The 17,591-nt window shown below is 68.5% G+C and carries 19 protein-coding genes; 12 read left to right on the plus strand and 7 right to left on the minus strand.

The features are described from left to right. Positions 1-114: 114 nt before the first annotated feature. Positions 115-300, plus strand: coding sequence for a hypothetical protein (locus D8670_RS04850; RefSeq protein WP_121816951.1), 186 nt, complete (start codon positions 115-117; stop codon positions 298-300). A gap of 42 nt (positions 301-342) precedes the next feature. After that, positions 343-1,563 carry an FAD-dependent oxidoreductase gene (locus D8670_RS04855; RefSeq protein ID WP_121816952.1) on the plus strand — a complete coding sequence of 407 codons (1,221 nt, stop codon included), beginning with the start codon at positions 343-345 and terminating at the stop codon, positions 1,561-1,563. Here the strand turns inward: D8670_RS04855 and D8670_RS04860 are convergent. Next, the gene (locus D8670_RS04860; protein ID WP_121816953.1) at positions 1,560-3,212 is read right to left on the minus strand and encodes a bacterio-opsin activator domain-containing protein; all 1,653 of its coding nucleotides are present in this window, start codon (positions 3,210-3,212) and stop codon (positions 1,560-1,562) included. The two genes, D8670_RS04855 and D8670_RS04860, sit on opposite strands and share 4 nt — an antisense overlap. Beyond that, positions 3,209-3,670, minus strand: a complete 462-nt coding sequence (locus D8670_RS04865) for a response regulator (protein ID WP_121816954.1) — start codon at positions 3,668-3,670, stop codon at positions 3,209-3,211. Before D8670_RS04865 ends, D8670_RS04860 begins: the two co-directional genes overlap by 4 nt. A gap of 419 nt (positions 3,671-4,089) precedes the next feature. On the opposite strand from D8670_RS04865, the gene D8670_RS04870 reads away from it, so the two are divergent. Both D8670_RS04870 and D8670_RS04875 read left to right on the plus strand, forming a co-directional pair. Beyond that, positions 4,090-4,539: a hypothetical protein gene (locus tag D8670_RS04870; RefSeq protein ID WP_162994191.1), complete on the plus strand. Its 450-nt coding sequence runs from the start codon at positions 4,090-4,092 to the stop codon at positions 4,537-4,539. Between the two features lie 33 nt (positions 4,540-4,572). Further along, a complete protein-coding gene (locus D8670_RS04875) occupies positions 4,573-5,325 on the plus strand; it encodes a hypothetical protein (RefSeq protein WP_121816956.1) in 753 nt (250 codons plus the stop codon). Between the two features lie 107 nt (positions 5,326-5,432). Here D8670_RS04875 and D8670_RS04880 read toward each other — a convergent pair whose 3' ends face one another. From D8670_RS04880 to D8670_RS04895, 4 genes are all read right to left on the minus strand, one after another. Beyond that, a complete protein-coding gene (locus D8670_RS04880) occupies positions 5,433-6,479 on the minus strand; it encodes a phosphotransferase family protein (RefSeq protein WP_162994192.1) in 1,047 nt (348 codons plus the stop codon). Between the two features lie 129 nt (positions 6,480-6,608). Next, positions 6,609-7,565 carry an electron transfer flavoprotein subunit alpha/FixB family protein gene (locus D8670_RS04885; RefSeq protein WP_121816958.1) on the minus strand — a complete coding sequence of 319 codons (957 nt, stop codon included), beginning with the start codon at positions 7,563-7,565 and terminating at the stop codon, positions 6,609-6,611. Beyond that, positions 7,562-8,353 carry an electron transfer flavoprotein subunit beta/FixA family protein gene (locus D8670_RS04890; RefSeq protein ID WP_121816959.1) on the minus strand — a complete coding sequence of 264 codons (792 nt, stop codon included), beginning with the start codon at positions 8,351-8,353 and terminating at the stop codon, positions 7,562-7,564. Before D8670_RS04890 ends, D8670_RS04885 begins: the two co-directional genes overlap by 4 nt. 91 nt (positions 8,354-8,444) lie before the next feature. Then, entirely contained in the window at positions 8,445-9,644 is a 1,200-nt protein-coding gene (locus tag D8670_RS04895; protein WP_121816960.1) for a helix-turn-helix transcriptional regulator, read from the minus strand. A gap of 186 nt (positions 9,645-9,830) precedes the next feature. Here D8670_RS04895 and D8670_RS04900 point away from each other — a divergent pair, with 186 nt between their 5' ends. After that, positions 9,831-11,060, plus strand: a complete 1,230-nt coding sequence (locus D8670_RS04900; protein ID WP_121816961.1) for a DUF7096 domain-containing protein — start codon at positions 9,831-9,833, stop codon at positions 11,058-11,060. A gap of 44 nt (positions 11,061-11,104) precedes the next feature. Beyond that, complete coding sequence (locus tag D8670_RS04905) at positions 11,105-11,575, plus strand: type IV pilin domain-containing protein (RefSeq protein ID WP_233752199.1); 471 nt, start codon at positions 11,105-11,107, stop codon at positions 11,573-11,575. Positions 11,576-11,694: 119 nt separating this feature from the next. Here D8670_RS04905 and D8670_RS04910 read toward each other — a convergent pair whose 3' ends face one another. After that, positions 11,695-12,318, minus strand: a complete 624-nt coding sequence (locus D8670_RS04910) for a methyltransferase domain-containing protein (protein WP_121816962.1) — start codon at positions 12,316-12,318, stop codon at positions 11,695-11,697. A gap of 120 nt (positions 12,319-12,438) precedes the next feature. Here D8670_RS04910 and ahaH point away from each other — a divergent pair, with 120 nt between their 5' ends. From ahaH to D8670_RS04940, 6 genes are all read left to right on the plus strand, one after another. Continuing rightward, positions 12,439-12,771 carry an ATP synthase archaeal subunit H gene (ahaH, locus tag D8670_RS04915; RefSeq protein WP_121816963.1) on the plus strand — a complete coding sequence of 111 codons (333 nt, stop codon included), beginning with the start codon at positions 12,439-12,441 and terminating at the stop codon, positions 12,769-12,771. After that, positions 12,758-14,971 carry a V-type ATP synthase subunit I gene (locus D8670_RS04920; RefSeq protein ID WP_121816964.1) on the plus strand — a complete coding sequence of 738 codons (2,214 nt, stop codon included), beginning with the start codon at positions 12,758-12,760 and terminating at the stop codon, positions 14,969-14,971. Before ahaH ends, D8670_RS04920 begins: the two co-directional genes overlap by 14 nt. A gap of 301 nt (positions 14,972-15,272) precedes the next feature. Next, positions 15,273-15,560, plus strand: a complete 288-nt coding sequence (locus D8670_RS04925) for a hypothetical protein (protein ID WP_121817566.1) — start codon at positions 15,273-15,275, stop codon at positions 15,558-15,560. 22 nt (positions 15,561-15,582) lie between these two features. Continuing rightward, positions 15,583-16,167 (plus strand): V-type ATP synthase subunit E, encoded by a 585-nt coding sequence (locus D8670_RS04930; RefSeq protein WP_121816965.1) that lies wholly within the window; start codon positions 15,583-15,585, stop codon positions 16,165-16,167. Positions 16,168-16,222: 55 nt separating this feature from the next. Beyond that, positions 16,223-17,269 (plus strand): V-type ATP synthase subunit C, encoded by a 1,047-nt coding sequence (locus D8670_RS04935; RefSeq protein ID WP_121817567.1) that lies wholly within the window; start codon positions 16,223-16,225, stop codon positions 17,267-17,269. Continuing rightward, positions 17,266-17,589 (plus strand): V-type ATP synthase subunit F, encoded by a 324-nt coding sequence (locus D8670_RS04940; RefSeq protein ID WP_121816966.1) that lies wholly within the window; start codon positions 17,266-17,268, stop codon positions 17,587-17,589. Before D8670_RS04935 ends, D8670_RS04940 begins: the two co-directional genes overlap by 4 nt. Positions 17,590-17,591: the final 2 nt, after the last annotated feature.

Genomic DNA, 17,591 nt, shown 5'->3' on the forward strand with positions numbered 1-17,591 from the left:
ATCGCGTGTTGCCGACGCATCCGCGTCTCGCGGGCGGTCCCGAGCGGCTCTGCGCGGAGCGGACCGAGTTTCTAAGTCCGCTCGCCGGTTTGGAACCGTCACCGGCAGACTACGATGAAGCGCTATCAACGGACGTTCCTGCTGCTCGGAGCCCCGATCCTGATTCTGGTCAGCGGACTCGCGACCGCGCGGGTCCTCTCCCCGGACGACGCCGTCGTCGACGCCGGATTCCTCCTCGCGTACGTCCTCGGTCTCGGATCGTTCTGGGGCGTGTTCCGCCTGCTGGACCGGGCGTCGTAGCGCCGTGGCCACTCCTTTGCCGCTGGCGTCCTTAGGGCGGCTATGGACAGTCCACACGTGCTCGTGATCGGCGGCGGGGGCACCGGCGTCGGGACCGCGCGCGACCTCGCGATGCGCGGCGTCGACGTGACGCTGGTCGACCGCGGCGGCCTCGGGAGCGGGACCACCGGCCGGTCCCACGGCCTCCTCCACAGCGGCGCGCGCTACGCGGAGAACGACCCGAGCGGGGCCAGCGAGTGCATCCAGGAGAACCGCATCCTCCGCGACGTCGCCGGGCACTGCATCGGCGGCGACTGCGGTTACTTCGTGCAACTGGCGGACGACGACCCCGAGTACTTCGACGAGAAGCTCGCCGCCTGCCGCGACCTGAACGTCCCCGCCGAGGTGCTCACGCCCGAGGAGGCCCGGGAATCAGTCCCGGACCTGGCCGACGACGCGGAGCGTGTCATGGAGGTCCCGGACGGCGTGATCTACCCATCCCGACTCGTCGCGGCCACGGCGGCGAGCGCCCGCGAGCACGGCGCGACGATCCGGCCGAACGCGCCGGTACGGGGGCTGCTGGTCGAGGACGACGCCGTCGTCGGCGCGCGCGTCGAGACGGGCGACGGCGTCGAGGCGGTCCGCGCGGATCACGTCGTCAACGCCGCCGGCGCGTGGGCCGGGGAGATCGCGGACACGGCCGCGATCGACGTGGAGATGCGCCCGGCGAAGGGCGCGATGGTCGCCGTCGACTATCCGGGCCTCCCGGCGGTGCTGAACCGCTGTCGCCCGCCGGCGGACGGCGACATCGTGGTCCCGCACGAGGGCGAGGCCGTCCTCGGCACGACGAGCGTCGACGTGGACGACCCCGACGAGTTCGACGAGGAGCGCTGGGAGGTGGAGCGCTGTATCGAGGAGTGCGCCCGGATGCTCCCGCCGGTCGCCGACGCCGCGGTGACCCGGACGTACTGGAGCGTCCGCCCGCTGTACGGTCCGGACGAGGACGAACGCCCCGGCGGACGCGGCATCTCGCGGGGCTTTTTCGTCCTCGACCACGCCGAGCGCGACGGCGTTACGGGCTTCACGACCGTCGTCGGCGGGAAGCTCACCACCCATCGGCTCATGGCCGAGGCGACCGCCGACCGCGTCTGCGACCGCCTCGGCGTCGACGGGGCGTGTCGCACCGCGGACGAACCGCTGTTCGGCGCTCGACCCGACGAGAACCTGGACGCGGCCATCCGCGAGTTCGACGCCGCGTCGCCGGCGGACGCCGACGCGCTCTAGTCCTCGAACAGCGCCTCGAACACCTTCCGCTCGGCCGTCCGGAGGTGTTGACCGAACGTCGCGGGGGCGATCCCCAGGCGCTCCGATATCTCCTCGCCGGTGCTCGTGCGGGGCCACTCGAAGTAGCCCGCCCGGAACGCCGTCTCGAGCGCGGTCTGCTGTTTCTCCGTCAGCCGGCTCTCGATTGGCGACTGCTGTCCGAGGAACTGCCCCTCCTCGTGCTCCGCCGTCCGCTGGGCGACGAACTCGGCGCTCGGACACGACTCCTGGACCTCGGTCACGAGCTTGCGCGTGTCCCGTCCCCGCGGCAACTCGACCACGAGGCGGAACTCGCCGTCGTCTATGGTCGCCGACTGCACGCGGCCGCTGTGGGTCACGACCGTCTCTATCAGGGGGACCGGTTCCGCCGTGACCGCCTCGAACGCCCGCTCCTCCGGTCCCTCCTCGACGACGCGGCCGCGGTCTATCACGTCGACCTCCGCGACGACGTCCTCGAACTCCTCGGCGGCCAGCCCCCGAACGCTCCCGTACAGGAGGTGGGCCTCGTCGTCGGTCCGGATGAACCGGTCGATGCGCACCGCACAGCTCTCGTCCGCCGTCCGTTCGACGATCGGGCGAGCCACGCCGTTGAGGCGGAACTCCAGTTCGAGGACGGCATCGCTCACCAGCGCGTTCTTGCGTTCGATGGCGCTGATGGCGTGGCCGACGATGTCGCCGAGGCGGGCGAACGTCTCCCGCTGCGGCTCGGAGAACGCCTCTGGCGTCGACGCGTACACGTTCAGGACGCCGTACCGGAGGTCGTCGTGGACGATCGGGACCGCGAGCGAGGAACGGTAGCCCCGCTCCAGCGCAGCCTCGCGCCACGGTTCGAACTCCGGATCGGCGGCGATGTCCTGCACCGCCTGCAGTCGGTCGGACTCGATCGCGGTCGCGGTCGGGCCCTGTCCCGTCTCGCTGTCGTCGACGGATATCTCGACCGCGTCGAGGTACCCCTCGTTGACGCCGGCCTCGGTCTCGGCCACGACGCGGTTGCTCCCCTGCGCGACGCGGCCGATCCAGGCGAACACGTAGTCCTCGGAGTCGACGAGCCGCTCGCAGACGCGCCGTTCGAGGCTCTCCCTGGACGAGGCGTTGATGACGATGTGGGTGACGTCCTGGCTGATCCGGTTCAGCCGGTGGAGCGCCTCCAGTTCCTCGCGGTGGCGCTTGCGCTCTATCTCCTTCGACTTGCGCTCGATCGCGTAGTGCAGCGACCGGACGAGCGACGAACTCGTCACCTCGTCTTTCACCAGGTAGTCCTGTGCGCCCTCCTCGATCGCCTGCACCCCGGCCTGTCGGTCGTCGAAGCCGGTGAGGACGACGATCGGCGTCTCCGGGGCCGCCTCCACCGTCGCCGACACCGTCTCCAGCCCCGAGCTGTCGGGCAGGTTGAGGTCCAGCAGCACCACGTCGACGCGGTGTTCCTCGAAGTACGAGAGCCCGTCAGACAGCCGCTTCTCGTGGTGGAGCCTGGGGATCTGGTCGGCCGTGGAGTCGGGGTCGACGCGGCGGGGGAGTTCCTCCGCGTCGCGGAGCATCTCCCGGATCAGCCTCGCGTCGCCGGGGTTGTCCTCGATCAGTAACGCCGTGAAGTCGCTTTCGTCGGTCATTCGTTATCGCCTCCGGGGAGGTGAACGACGGAGAGCCAGAACCGCTCGAACGAGCGGATCTTCTCGATGAACTCGTCGGGGTCGATCGGCTTGCGGAGGTAGGCGTTCGCGTGGAGCCGGTACGACCTGACGATGTCCTCTTCGGCCTTCGAACTGGTCAGCACGATTATGGGGATATCCCTGAGATCGGGGTCGCCTTTCACCGTTTCGAGCACCTCGTCGCCGTTCTTGCGCGGGAGGTTGAGGTCCAGCAGCACGATGTCCGGTCGCGGGGCATCCTCGTACTGCCCGCGCTGGTAGAGGAAATCGAGCGCTTCGGTGCCGTCGTTCACCACGTGGACCGCGTTTTTGATCTGCTCTTCCTCGAACGCTTCCTTCGTGAGACGGACGTCGCCGGGGTTGTCCTCGACTAACAGGATGTCCACCGGTTCGACCTCGGTCCCCCCAACGTTACTCATTCGTCTCACCTACGTCGCGGAGGGTGGAATAGCACGTCGATCCGCACTCGGGGTCATCGTCGCGGACGTCGCTCGTGTTCCCGTGTCTCTCATCCCGGACCGACCGGCGTTTCCGCCGGCTCAACAGACCGCTTCCTCGCCCGGACCGTGACCGTTCGATGCACCGTTTCACTCGTTCGGCGACTCTCACCGTCCCTTCGGTCGTTGCCCGGGCCGCGGCGGCGTCCGCCGAAACCGCGTCGGAAGCCGCTGTTGCCGAGGCTCGCCCATCGGGTTCGTCCGTGATTCTCCGACGCCCCGCCCGACCCCGTAACGCCGCTTCCGCGTCTACCGCGGTAGCCATGATATAATTGATACAGGAGACGAGCTATATCGGGGTAAAACTATCGAAGAAATACTGAAAAGTAACGGATCGGTACGTGTATCGGGCGACGCGGGCCGGTCGCCGCCGCGCCGCCGGACGCGATTCCGGCCGGCCGGTGCGCTGCCCCGCGTTAGTAGCCCTGGTGCTGGCCGCCGCTTCCGCCTCGTCGCCGCTCGCTCCTGTGACCGCCCTGTTGGCTACCTCCGTGATCCCGACTCCGCTGGTTGCCGCCGCTCTGCTGACCCTGTTGCCCCTCTCCTTCCCAGCCTTCATTGTGGTGCGGCTGCTGGCCCTGCCGACCGCCCTGCTGGTAGTGCTGGCTGCTTCGCTGGTGGCTCTGTTGTTCGCCGCGCTGCTGACTACCTCCTTGACGCCTACCGCCGCCGTGCTGCTGGCGGCCCTGCTGTCCCTGCGACTGCCGACCGCCGGACTGGTGTCCGCCTCGCTGCTGGTGCTGTCCACCGCCCTGTTGGCCGCCTCGCTGGCGACCGGCGCGCCGCGGTGACTGCTGGCTGCCGAACTGCTGGCCGCCGCCGCGTTGGCTCTGTCCGCGCTGGCGGTCTCCTCGCTGGCCCTGCTGGCTCTGACCGCCCTGTCGGCCGCCTTGCCGTCCCTGCTGGCTATGGTCGCCGTGGTGGCCCCCGTGACCGCCGATGCCGCGGTGCTGACCCTGTTGGCCTCGTTGTCCCTGCTGACCTTGCTGTCCTCGCTGGCTTTGCTGTCCGCCGCGTCGCCGGTTGCCACCCTGCTGTTGTTGGCCGCCGCCCTGCTGGTGGCTGCGCTGTTGGCCGCCGCCTTGCTGACGCCCCTGTCGGCCGCCTTGTTGATGCCCCTGTCGGCCGCCGCCGTGCTGCTGGCGGCCCTGCTGCCCCTGCGACTGCCGGCCGCCGGACTGGCGACCGCCGCGCTGCTGGTGCTGTCCGCCGGAGTGGCCGCCGGTCTGCTGCGTTCGGCCCCCTTGCTGCTGGCCGCCCTGCCGGTGGCCTCCGTGTTGCTGTCCCTCGTGCTGCTGGAACCCGCCGTGATGCTCGCCCCGGATCTGGTCCTGTTGTTGTCCTTGCTGTCCTCGCTGTCGTCGGCCGCCCCGCTGTCCCTGCTCGCGACCACCTTGCTGTCCCTGATGTCCCTGATCCGCGTGGAACTCCCCCTGTCCGCCGCGCCGGTGCTGACGCTCGTGCTGGTCGTCGGTGTGTCGTGCCATGACGGATCATCCCGACCACGGGAAGCGGGATTAACCGGGTCGGTCGTTTCCGCTGTTCCAGCGAAACGTATCGACCTTGTAACACGGTAACGTCGCTGGTCCGCGGTTAACCCGACGCAAACGTCGCGGAGAACGGGAAATTCGTCGGCAAGCGCCGCGATCGCCCGCAGTGGACGCCGGCGTACCGGCGGGAACGCTCAACCGTTCTGTTCTCCGAGGAGTTCGCGGACGAACGCCCGCCATCGCCGAGCCACGGCGTCGCGGTCGTCCTCCCGCGCGAACTCGGCCCAGTACTCGAACAGCCCCAGCCGCCAGGCGCGGGCGTAGAGGCGGTACCGTCGGTACCGGTCGCCGAACGCGACCCCGGAGTCGAGGCCGCGCGCCCCGACGTACGCGGACCGGAGGGCGTCACGGAGCGGCGCCGCGGCGGCGGTCCCGCCGAGCGGCATGTCCACCAGCGCGTCCTCGGCGTGGGCCAGATCGAGGAGTCCGTCCCCGGTCGAGCAGCCGCCGAAGTCGAGCACCGCCCGCACCAGCGGCGGGTCGTCGCCCTCGGGAGCGAGCACCAGGTTCGCCGGCCGGTAGTCGTTGTGCAGGACCGCGGGGTCGACCGCTCGATCGACGTCGCCGCTCATTAGCGCCTCGCGGACCGCGGGCGCGAGGTCGGCGAACCGCGGGTCCGGGTCCGCGATGCGCGCATCGCCGCGGAGGCCGTCGGCGGCCTCGGCCGCCATGTCGTCGAACCGTACCGCCCACGAGTCGCACCCGGGGTCGGTCGTCAAGCCGCCGTCGACGGCGCGCAGGTCGCCGAATCGGTCGGCGACGCGGACCCGGTGGATCGCGGCGAGGTGTCGCCCGGCCCTGTGGACGAGACGCGTTCGCTCCGCGGCCGACAGCGCCAGCACCCCCTCGGCGGCGCGCCCCTCTCGATACCGTGTCAGGAAGTACGGCCCCGCCAGCGCCCCCGCGTTGCTCTCGACGGTCGCGAGCACCGTCGGGACGGGGACCGTCGTCTCGCGGCCGACACGCGCAAGCAACTCCGGTTCGGCGAGAAAGATGTCGTCGGACGGAAGCAGCGGCGTCTTCAGGGCCGCGCGACTTCCGTCCGCGCAGTCGACCCGGTAGACGGCGTTGACCCCCTCGTGGACGTGTGTCGCGCTCGTCACCGTCCGGTCGAGCGCCGTCGCCGCGGCCGCCGCTACCGCGTCCGGCGCGGGCGGTTCGAGGCGCTCGTCGCGAGCCACGCTAGTCGTTCGCACGGCGTCGACAAAACGCTCGGGGAGAAATGGGGCGAAAAGGCCGCTCGCTGCGGGAACCCTCCTCGAAAAACGTGGGCGAAAAGGCCGCTCGGTCGCTACCGCTCCCTCGCGGGTCTATTCGAACTCCTCGATCAGCGCCGGCACCACGTCGAACAGGTCGTCGACGATGCCGTAGTCCGCAAGGTCGAAGATCGGCGCGTTCGGGTCAGTGTTGATGGCGACGATGGTGTCGCTGCCCTTCATCCCGGCGACGTGCTGGACCGCGCCGGAGATGCCGATCGCGATGTACACGTCGGGCGTGACGACCTTCCCGGACTGGCCGACCTGCCGGTTCTTCGGGAGCCAGTCGTTGTCGACGATGGGGCGGGACGCAGACAGCGTCGCGTCGAGCGCGTCGGCAAGGTCGCGGACCAGATCGAGGTTCTCCTCCTCCTCGATGCCGCGGCCGACGCTGACGAGGACGTCCGCATCGCTGATGTCGACGTCGCCGCCGCCGGCCTCCTCGAAGCCGGTGACCGTCGAGCGCACGGCGGACTCGTCGATGTCGGCGTCGAACGCCGAGACCTCGGCGTCGCCGCTCTCCTCGGCGGGGGGCCACTCTGCCCCGCGGATGGTGACGACGGCGCGGTCGGCGTCGAGTTCGTTCGTCGTCTCAACCTTCGAGCCGTACATCTCGCGGGTGGCGACGAGGCCGTCGCCGGACGCGTCCAGTTCGACGACGTCGGTGACGATCGGGAGGTCGAGGCCGTTGGCCACCGCGGGCGCGTAGTCGAGGCCGTTGACGCTGTTAGGCGTCAGGAGATAGCCGGCGTCGACCTCGTCGTACAGTTGGGTCAGCGCCTGTGCGTACACGTCGTGGTTAAACTCCTCGCCCTCGTCGACCGTGTGGATGACGTCGACGCCCTCGCGGTTCAGCCGCTCGGCGAAGCCGTCGACGTCGCCGCCGATCACGGCGAGGTGAAGGTCGCCGCCGGCACCGTCGGCCAGTTCCCGACCGGCGGTGATGACCTCGAAGCTCACGTCGCGCAGGTCGCCGCGGCGGTGTTCCGCGACGGCGAGCACGTCCGTCATTCTGCCACCCCCTTCTCGCGGAGCATGTCAGCCAGCTGTCCGGCCTCTTCCTCGGGGCTGCCCTCGAAGTACGTGGCGTCGCTCTCGGTCTCCGGTTCGTACATGTCCGTCAGGCGTAGTTCGCTCTCGACGTCCTCGGCGGAGAGGCCGAGGTCGGAGAGGTCCTTCGGGGCGATCTCCTTGCTCTGGGCCTGCCGGATGCCGCGCAGGCTCGCGTAGCGGGGCTCGTTGATACCGGTCTGGATGGTCAGCACCGCGGGGGTCTCCACGTCGGTCACCTCGTCGACGCCGCCCTCCAGTTCGCGGTGGACGTGGGCGACGCCCTCGTCGACGTCGAGGTCGAGGTGGTTGACGACGGCCGCCCACTCGAAGCCGATGGCGTCGGCGAGCGCCACGCCGGTCGCGCCGAACGCGTCGTCGCCGGCCTGGACGCCCGACAGCACGAGGTCCGGGTCCTCCTCCTCGACAACCGCTTCGAGCAGACGTACCTTCGCGCCGACGTCGAGCAGGTCGATGTCCTCGAGCGCCTCGTCCCACACGCGGACGGCGCGGTCGGCGCCTTTCGCCAGCGCCATCCGGATGGTCTCCTCGCTGCGCTCCGGACCGATGGTGACCGCCACCACCTCGACGTCGTCCACGTTCTCGCTGATCTGTACGCCCTCCTCGACGGCGTAGTCGTCCCACTCGTTGAGGTCGTAGTTGAGGTACTGCGATCCGATCTCCGTTCCCTCTATTTCGAAGTCGTCCTCGACTTCGGCGACCTCCTTGACCGTTACGAGAACTTTCATCGTTGTTCAGGTTCCACCGGATCTGAGATAAACGTTTTTGAAACGTGGTGGCACGCAAGAAGGATTTCCGCGCCCTCGGGCGGCGAGTCGGTCACTCGTCGTCGCCGATGTCGGTGTCGGGCAGCGTGATGAGGTTCTCGCGACCGATCCGAAGCTTGTCGATCTGGTCGTCCTCGTCCATCGAGGACAGCAGCTGCGACACCTTCGCGTTCGACCACCCCGTCTCCTTGACGATGTTGGCCTGCTTCATCCGCCCGCCGTTTGCCTCGAGCAGGCGGGTGACCCGCTCCTCGTCGGAGAGGAGCGTCTCGTCGATCTCGTCGTCCTCGTCCGGTGACTCGGCCGCATCGTCTTCCTCGTCGTTCTCGTCCACCGTCTCTGTTGCCGCCGCGGCCGTCGGCTCCTCGATGTGGTCGGTGGTCGTCGTCTCCGGGTGCGACCTGACCGGCGCGTCCCCTCCGACCTCCGTCTGGCGCCGCGCGAGCAGGTAGCCGCCGGTGCCGACGGCGACGACGAGCGCGGCGATACCGACGCCGAGCAGCGCCATCGGAAGCGGATCGTCGGGGTCGATCGACGGGCCGGTCCCGCCGTTCTGGGCGCTGTAGCCGATGGTGATCTCGTTGTCGGCGAAGTCGTACGGCCCGTCCCACCGGATGGTGCCGTTCTCGTGGCCCCGCGGCGCGGTGTACGGGAGGTAACCGTCGGGGGCGTTGATGACCAGCCGCTGGCCGGCGTCGAGGGAGGGGAGCCACGTCCCGCCGGTCCCGTTGAACGCGTCGCCGACGACGATCCTGTCGCCGCCGTCCTCGACTTTGGCGAAGTTCGTCCAGGTGAAGCTGACGGTGATGACGCCCGTGTCGTTCTCTATCCGACCGCCGTACTCGACGTCCTCGAGCGCCATCTCCCGGTCCGTCATCGCGTCGGAGTCGTTGACGTACCGGCTGAACTCCCTCGCGGTGATCGGGGGACGGTCCTCCCCGTTCACGATGGCGTCCCGGTACTCCCGGAACGCCCGCGTCTCGTTCTCGCTGTCGAGGTGCTCGCGGAACTCGATCGTCCAGCGGGCGTCGCCATCGGCGGTGACGTTGACCCGCATCACCACGCCGGGATCCGCGTTCTGAACTGCGTCGGTGAGAACCGGGTCGGCGGTCGGATTCAGAGGGCTACTATCACCGACAGCGGCCGCTGCGGGGGGCGTCCCGCCGACAGTCGCCGCGGCGGAGGCCGCGCCGACGGGGGCGAGAACAAGGAAGACGAGGAGGGCGAGCGAGACGGCGGCGCGTGACCGCATACGTCTTCCCTCGACACTCAGTGGGCAAAATGTTTTCTATCGGCCGATAAAACGTCAGACGCGGCTTTGAACGGTTTTCGGGCCGCTCATGCGTTCGTTTTCGCGTTTGGCCTCGCCTTACGCGCTCCCCCGGTCGGCCCCGCCGCGCCGACCGGTTTTTGTATCAGTAACCTGTACGCACTCCCGATGAAGCGACTCACGGTTATTGCCCTGGTGGTTCTCCTCGCGGCCCCCGTTCAGGGGCTCGCGGTTCCCGCCAACGCGGCCGACCCCGCAGGGGCCGACGCGGCTGACCCCGCCGGTACTGACGTGGCGCCTGCGGCGGCCGCGTCCCCCCAGGCGGACGAATCGAACACGACGTCGCGACTGACCGTCTCCGGCGACGTCGTCACGAGTCGGGCGGCGCCCTCCCACAACCTCGCCGAGACGCTGTCGACGGCGGACGAGCGCATGCGAACGAACTTCCGGATCCGGACGTTCGAGACGCGACTGTCCGCGGTCAGTTCGACGCAGGCGCGCGCCGCGGTTGCCGACGACGCCCTCGACGACATCGCGGCGCGCACCGCCGCGCTCAAGCGGACCGAACGGGAGGCCGTCCGGTCGTTTGCCGACGGGAACATCACCGAGACGCGGCTGCTGCGCACGCTCGCGAGCATCGACGCCCGCTCCGAGCTGCTCGATAACGCGGTCAGCGAACACCGGCGCGTGTCGTCCTCGATCGCCGGCTACTCGGCGTCGGACCGGCGGCAGGCGATATCGGTCGAACTGGAGATGCTCCAGACGCCCGTTCGGAGCGAGCTCCGGGAGTCGTTCAGCGGCGGCGACGGGGCCGCCGTCGCGTACGTCGACGCTTCGCGGGACGGCGTCGTCGTCGAGACGCTCGGCGACGAGAACTACTACCGCGAGGCCGTGCGCTACGACAACCGAAACGACAACGCGACGGACTCGTTCGACGGCGACGCGGCCTCCGTCCTCGGCTACGTCGAGGACCTCTACGGCTGGGCGTCCGACAACAAGCGGGGCGAGGTGCGACTCGCCGGCATCTACGACGGCCGCTGGCGAGTGACCGTCCCGCACGACCAGGGCGAGCTCACGACGTACATCGACGGCAACACTCGCTCGGTCTTCCGGGAGGTCCAAACCCTCCAGTTGAACCGGCTGCCCCACTCGAACACGATCAGGACGACCGGCGACGAGATCAACGTGACGATCAACCAGACGCCCCACAACGGCCCGGTCAAGATCCAGATCACCGACGGCGCGGGCCAGCCGGTCGCCGCGAGCGTGTCGATCAACGACGACGCGATCGGTCGCACCGGGGACGACGGAACGGTGTGGACGCTGGAGCCGCGGTCGCACTACCTCGTCTCCGTCTCCACCGGCGGCGAGACGGTGAACACGACCGTCCGTCCGTAGGACCGCCCCGGTGTTTTTCAGGGAAGCCGCACTGAACCGGCGGCGTGTTAACTCGCGTCCGCGCCCTCTCGCCGGTCGTCGGCATCGTTCTCATGCTCGTCTGCACCGTCGTCCTCGGGAGCGCCGTCGCCCTGACCGCCGCGACTGCGCCGACCGATCCGACGCCGACGGCAGCCGTGGCGGTCGACGCCGACCCCGGCGACGACCGCATCGCGCTCACCCACCGCGGCGGCGACGTCCTCGACGTCCGCGACCTCGCCCTCCGCGTCACCGTCGCGGGCGAGCCGCTCGACAGGCAGCCGCCCGTGCCCTTCTTCTCCGCTTCGGGGTTCGACCCCGGACCGACCGGGCCGTTCAACCTCGCGGCCGATCCCGAGTGGCGGGCGGGCGAAACGGCGAGCTTCCGGGTCGCGGGGACGAACGACCCCGGGATCGAACCGGGCGATCGCGTTCGCGTCGTCGTCTCGGTCGACGGCGGGCGCGTCGCCTCGGCTGAGACGACGGCGCGGAACTGAAGGTGGACGACGCTGCCGGCCAGCCGCCGGCGGTCGGCGATCCCGTGACGGCGGTGTGGATCGCGGTGCGAGAAGTGATCGGGGGAGAACAGCGACGCTATCGGGAGCGGACCGTGTCGCTACTCCGGGACGCGGGCGACGGTCGTGATGGCTACCTCGGGGTTGTAGGCGGGACCCATCAGCCGGTGTTCGATCTCCTCGTAGCCCGCCTCGATGAACATTCGGTCAGCCTCCTCGGCGTCGTAAAACAGCATGATGCTGTCGGCGAGGCGCTGCATGATCCCGCTTTCGGGATAGTTCGGCCCGACGATGAGTACCTGCCCGCCGGGCTTCGTGATCCGGCGGATCTCCCGGAGCGCGCGGACGGGGTGGGGCCAGTACTCGATCGAGCCCGAGGACCAGACGACGTCGAAGCTGTCGGTTTTGAACGGCAACCGCTCCGCGTCGCCGCGGTAGAACCGCACCGGGCCGTCGTTCTTCCCGAACTTCGCCCACGCCTTCTGCATCTGGTGGACGCTCTGGTCCAGCCCGTGGACCTCGTCGACGTGGTCGAGCAGCCCCTCCGTGGCGAACCCGGTGCCACAGCCCACGTCGAGGACGCGGTCGTCGGCGTCGATGTCGAGCATCCCGAGCGCCTCCGTGCGCATCGCTTCGTTCCAGATGAACGGGTTGATCTGGTCGTACACCTTCGAGAGGTACTTGTAGAACAGCCGTGCGCGGGCCTTGTTCTCGAGGATACCCATCGGTCGGGAGTTCGGACGCCCCCCAAATAACCCTGCTGTTTGGCACGTAGCGCGCCAGCGCCGTCGAATCCTTTCGCAACTACCTTATAGACGCTTCTGCAAACCACGCCTGCTAACAGTATGCCGAGGCCAGAGGTTCTCGAACAGATCAAAGACGTCGAACAGGAGGCGGACGAAATCGTCGCGCTGGCCGAGGACGAGCGCGAGGAGCGCATCGCCGAGGCGCGCGAGGAAGCAGAGGAGATCCGCCAAGAAGCAGCGGCCGAGGCGCGCGAGCTACGCGAACAGCGACTCGAAGAAGCCCGCGAGGAGATCGACGCCGAGCGCGAGGAGATCCTCGAGGCGAGGGCCGAAGAGCGCGAGGAGCTCGTCGAACGCGCCGAGTTCAGGGAGGAAGAGGTGATAGAGTACGTCGTCGACACGTTCAAGGAGGCGGTGCATGCTCAGACCTGAGCAGATGAGCAAAGTGTCCGTGACGGGCTCGAAGGCCGTCATGGACGACGTCATCGAGGCGGCCCACGACCTCCATCTCCTCCATCTCAGCGATTACGACGGGTCGTGGGAGGGCTTCGAGAACGGCGACCCGATCGAGGGCGCCGAGGAGGCCTCCGAGAAGCTCGTCACGGTGCGCTCGCTGGAGAGCATCCTCGACGTCGACGAGGACGACGCCGGCCCGAGCCGCATCGTCACCGACGAGGCGATCGAGTCCGAACTCGAGGAGGTCCGCCAGGAGGCGAACGAACTGGACGACCGCCTCGACGAGATCGACGACGACCTCCGCTCGGTCGAGGAGGAGATCGACTCGATCGAACCGTTCGCCGATCTGGGCATCGATCTCGACCTGCTCTCGGGCTACGACACCCTTCAGGTCGCGGTCGGCGAGGGCGACGAGGACGAGATCGCCGCCGCGCTCGCTGCGTCCGACGAGGTCGACGAGTACGAGACGTTCTCCGGCGACCGGACCGTCGCCGCCTTCGTCTATCCGACGGCCGACGCCGGCGAGGACGCCCTCGAAGACGCGCTCGTCGGGGTCGACTTCGCCCGCATCGAGGTCCCCGACGCGGAGGGCAGTCCCGAGGAGTACGTCGAGGAGCTCCGCCACGAGCGCCAGCAGCTGGAGTCCCGGCGTGACTCCGTCGAGGGCGACCTCGAGAAGCTCCGCCTCGACGCCGCCGGCTTCCTGCTGGCCGCCGAGGAGAAGCTCACCATCGACGTGCAGAAGCGCGAGGCGCCGCTCCAGTTCGCGACGACCGAGAACAGCTTCATCGCCGAGGGCTGGGTCCCGACCGAGCGGTTCCCCGACCTCGAGGCCGCGCTCGAACAGGCCGTCGGCGACCGCGTCGAGGTCGACGAGCTCGAGCGCGCCGACTACCACGAGGGCCACCCGACGCACTCCGAGGAAGTGTCCGAGTCCGGCGGCGCGGCCCCGGGCGACGGCGCGGAGGCCGTCACCGACGGCGGGACAGCCGTCACCGTCGACGACGAACCGCCGGTCATTCAGAGCAACGAGGGGGCGGTGAAGCCGTTCGAGTTCCTCCTCACGATGATCAACCGGCCGAAGTACACGGAACTCGACCCGACGTTCGTCCTCTTTCTCACGTTCCCGGCGTTCTTCGGGTACATGATCGGGGACCTCGGCTACGGGCTCCTCTATCTCGGCGCGGGCTACCTGCTGTACAGCCGCTTCGAGGAGGACGTCTTCCGCAGCCTCGGCGCTATCGGTATGTGGATCGGCGGATTCACGGCGCTGTTCGGTATCCTCTACGGCGAGATATTCGGACTGCACGTGCTCGGTGAGGTCCTCTTCGGCGGCTCGCCGCCGATGCACAAGGGCCTCCAGCCGCACTACTCCGCGTACGGCCAGACCTGGCTGATCGTCAGCGTCCTGCTCGGCCTGCTCCACCTGACCGTGGGGTACGCGTTCGGGTTCGTCAACGACCTCGACCACGGCTTCGTCGACGCCTACCTCGAGAACGGTTCGTGGGCGACGCTGATGGTCGGCGTCTGGATCTGGATCTTCAGCCGACACGCGAGCGGTCCCAAGCCCGACTTCCTCTTCGAGGTGCTCGGCGGCGACCACGCCGCGTACGACCTCGGGTTCACCGGGCTGCCCGCCGAGATCGGCCTCTACGTCGGGCTGCCCCTCGCCGCGATCGGCTTCCTGACGATGGTCTACGGCGAGATCCAGCACTTCGGGGTCGCTATCGGGACGCTCGTCGGCTTCCTGGAGAGCTTCAGCGTCCTCGGCGACGTGCTCTCCTACCTCCGGATCGCCGCGGTGATCCTCGCGAAGGCAGGGATGGCGTTCGTCGTCAACCTCCTGTTCTTCGGCGTGTACGTCACCGGCGAGGAGGGCGACCAGTCCTGGCACTTCGCCACCGGCCACATGCCGGAAGAGGGCGCGATGTATCACGGCCACGAGGTCACCGAGATCATGTTCGGCGGCCTGCTCCACGGCGGCGTGGCATCGGTGCTCGCCGGCGTGCTCATCTTCGTGGTCGGCCACATCATCGTCCTGCTGCTCGGCATCACCAGCGCCGGCCTGCAGGGGGTCCGTCTCGAGTACGTCGAGTTCTTCGACAAGTTCTACGAGGGCGGCGGCCGCGTGTTCGAGCCGTTCGGCTACGACCGCGAACACACCGCCGAGGACTGACCTCGGCCCCGGATCTCGCTTCCGTTTTCGTTTCGTCGTTTCCGCTTTTTCGCTTCGTCGTCTCCGCCGACAGCCACCGGCTCGCTGACGACGATTTCCGGCGTTCACGCGGCTTTACCCGCCGTTCGAGTGGTTCGTGCTTACGTCCCACGGGGCGATAGAAACCGAAACTATAATGCCCGTAGAACCTACCGGAGAACGGTCTAGACGGCCGAACGCGGCGGTTTCGTTTGGGAAGTTTTATGAACACTGGCGGGTGAAGTAGCGCTTGTTCGGTCGCAACTACGAGGTATACGCAAACATGATTGAGAACTCCCTCGACGTCGCACTTGCAGCGGAACAACTCAGTAACATCGTCCTGCAGGAAGGTGGACTCCAGGGCAACGCCCAGCCCGGCATTACGTCCGACGGTGCCGCGGCGATCGGTATCGGCCTGGCCGCCATCGGTGCGGGGTACGCGGAGCGCGGTATCGGCGCCGCGGCCGTCGGCGCACTCGCCGAAGACTCCATCTCCACCGGTATCGGGATCGTCATGACGGTCCTGCCGGAGACGCTGGTGATCTTCGCGCTGGTCGCGCTCTTCGTCTAAACCGCAGCCCCATTTTCTCACAATGAGTTTGGAAACAGTCGTTGAGGACATCCGAGACGAAGCCCGCGCGCGTGCGGACGAAATTCGCGCCCAGGGTGAAGAGCGCGCTGCGGAGATCGTCTCCGAGGCGGAGGAAGACGCCGAGGAGACGCTCGCCGAGGCCGAGGAGCAGGTCGAGGCCGAGATCGAGCAGGAGCGCGAGCAGAAGCTCTCCAGCGCGAAACTCGAGGCCAAGCAGCAGCGCCTCGAGGCTCGTCGGGGCCTCCTGCAGGAGGTCCGCGAGTCGGTCGAGGCCGAGCTCGCCGACCTCGGCGGCGACCAGCGCGAGGAACTCACGCGGGCCCTGCTCGACGCCGCGTCCGTCGAGTTCGACGAGGGCGACGACGTACTGGTGTACGCCCGCGAGGACGACGAGGCGCTGGTGACCGGGATCATCGAAGACTACGACGGCTACGAGTACGCCGGCGAGGTCGACTGCCTCGGCGGCGTCGTCGTCGAGAGCGACCAGAGCAGGGTCCGGGTCAACAACACGTTCGACTCCGTGCTGGCGGACGTGTGGGAGGACAACCTGAAGGAAATCAGCGCCCGCCTCTTCGAGGAGCAATGACCCACGCCACCGTCACTCGCATCGCCCGACGCCCGTCCTCCGCGGGGTGGTCAGCGTGAGCGCGACCGGCACGAACCCCGAGTACGTCAACGCTCGGGTCCGGGCCCGGCGCGCGAAGCTGTTCAGCGACGAGGACTACCGGAAGCTGGTCCGGATGGGGCCGAGCGAGATCGCTCGGTTCATGGAGGAGACCGAGTACGAGTCGGAGATCAACGCGCTCGGCTCCCGCCACAGCGGCGTCGACCTCATCGAGTACGCGCTGAACCGCAACATGGCGAAGCACTTCGACGACCTGCTTCGCTGGTCCGGCGGCGAGATGTACGACCGGATCGCGAGCTACCTCCGGAAGTTCGACGCCTGGAACGTGAAGACGTCGTTCCGCGGCCTCTACTCCGGAGCCAGCGCCGAGGAGATCGAGACGGACTACATCCGCGCCGGCGAGTTCGACGACCGGTTCCTCGAACGCCTGGCCAACGCCGGGACGATCGAGGACGCCGTCGAACTGCTCGACGGGACGATCTTCGGCGACGGGCTGGTCGAAGCGTTCGAGGAGTACGAGGAGTCCGGCGTGCTGGTGCCGCTGGAGAACGTGGTCGACCGGGCGTTCTACGAGAACCTGCTCGGCGACATCAGCGGCGCAGACGAGCCGACCCGGATGTACGTCGAGTTCCTGCAGGCGGAGATCGACTTCCGGAACGTCCGGAACGGGCTCCGGCTCGCCCGCAGCGGCGCGGACATGGATCCCTCAGAGTACTACATCGAGGGCGGCCAGCTGTTCACCGCGAACGAGCTCTCGCGGCTCGTCGGGAGCCGCGACCAGCTGGTCTCGCAGATCCGCGACAGCAAGTACGAGGAGGAGCTCTCCGACGCGCTCGACGAGATCGAGGAAGTCGACAGCCTCATCGGGTTCGAGCACGCCCTAGATCGTGCGTTGCTGGAGTACTCCCGGGGGCTCTCGAACCGGTTCCCGAACTCCATCTGCCCGGTGCTCGCCTACGTGCTCGCCAAGGAGCGCGAGGTCGAGAACGTGCGCGCCGTCGCACGCGGCAAGGAGGCGGGTCTCACGGAGGAGGAAGTCAACGAGGAGCTGGTGATCGTATGAGCCAGGAAATCGCCGTCGTCGGCAGTCCCGAGTTCACGACCGGCTTCCGGCTGGCCGGCGTCCGCGAGTTCGAGAACGTGCCAAGCGATCGGAAGGAGGAGGCGCTCGACGAGGCCGTCGAGCGCGTCCTGACCGACGAGAACGTCGGCATCGTCGTCATGCACGCCGACGACCTGCAGCACCTCTCGCGGGGCGTCCGCGAGGACGTCGAGACGAGCGTCGAGCCCACCGTCGTGACGCTGGGCGGCGGGGCCGGAAGCGGCGGGCTGCGCGACAAGATCAAGCGCGCGATCGGTATCGACCTGATGGAGGAAGACTAACG

The sequence above is a fragment of the Halostella limicola genome, from assembly GCF_003675875.1.
GTDB classification, from domain to species: domain Archaea; phylum Halobacteriota; class Halobacteria; order Halobacteriales; family Natronoarchaeaceae; genus Halostella; species Halostella limicola.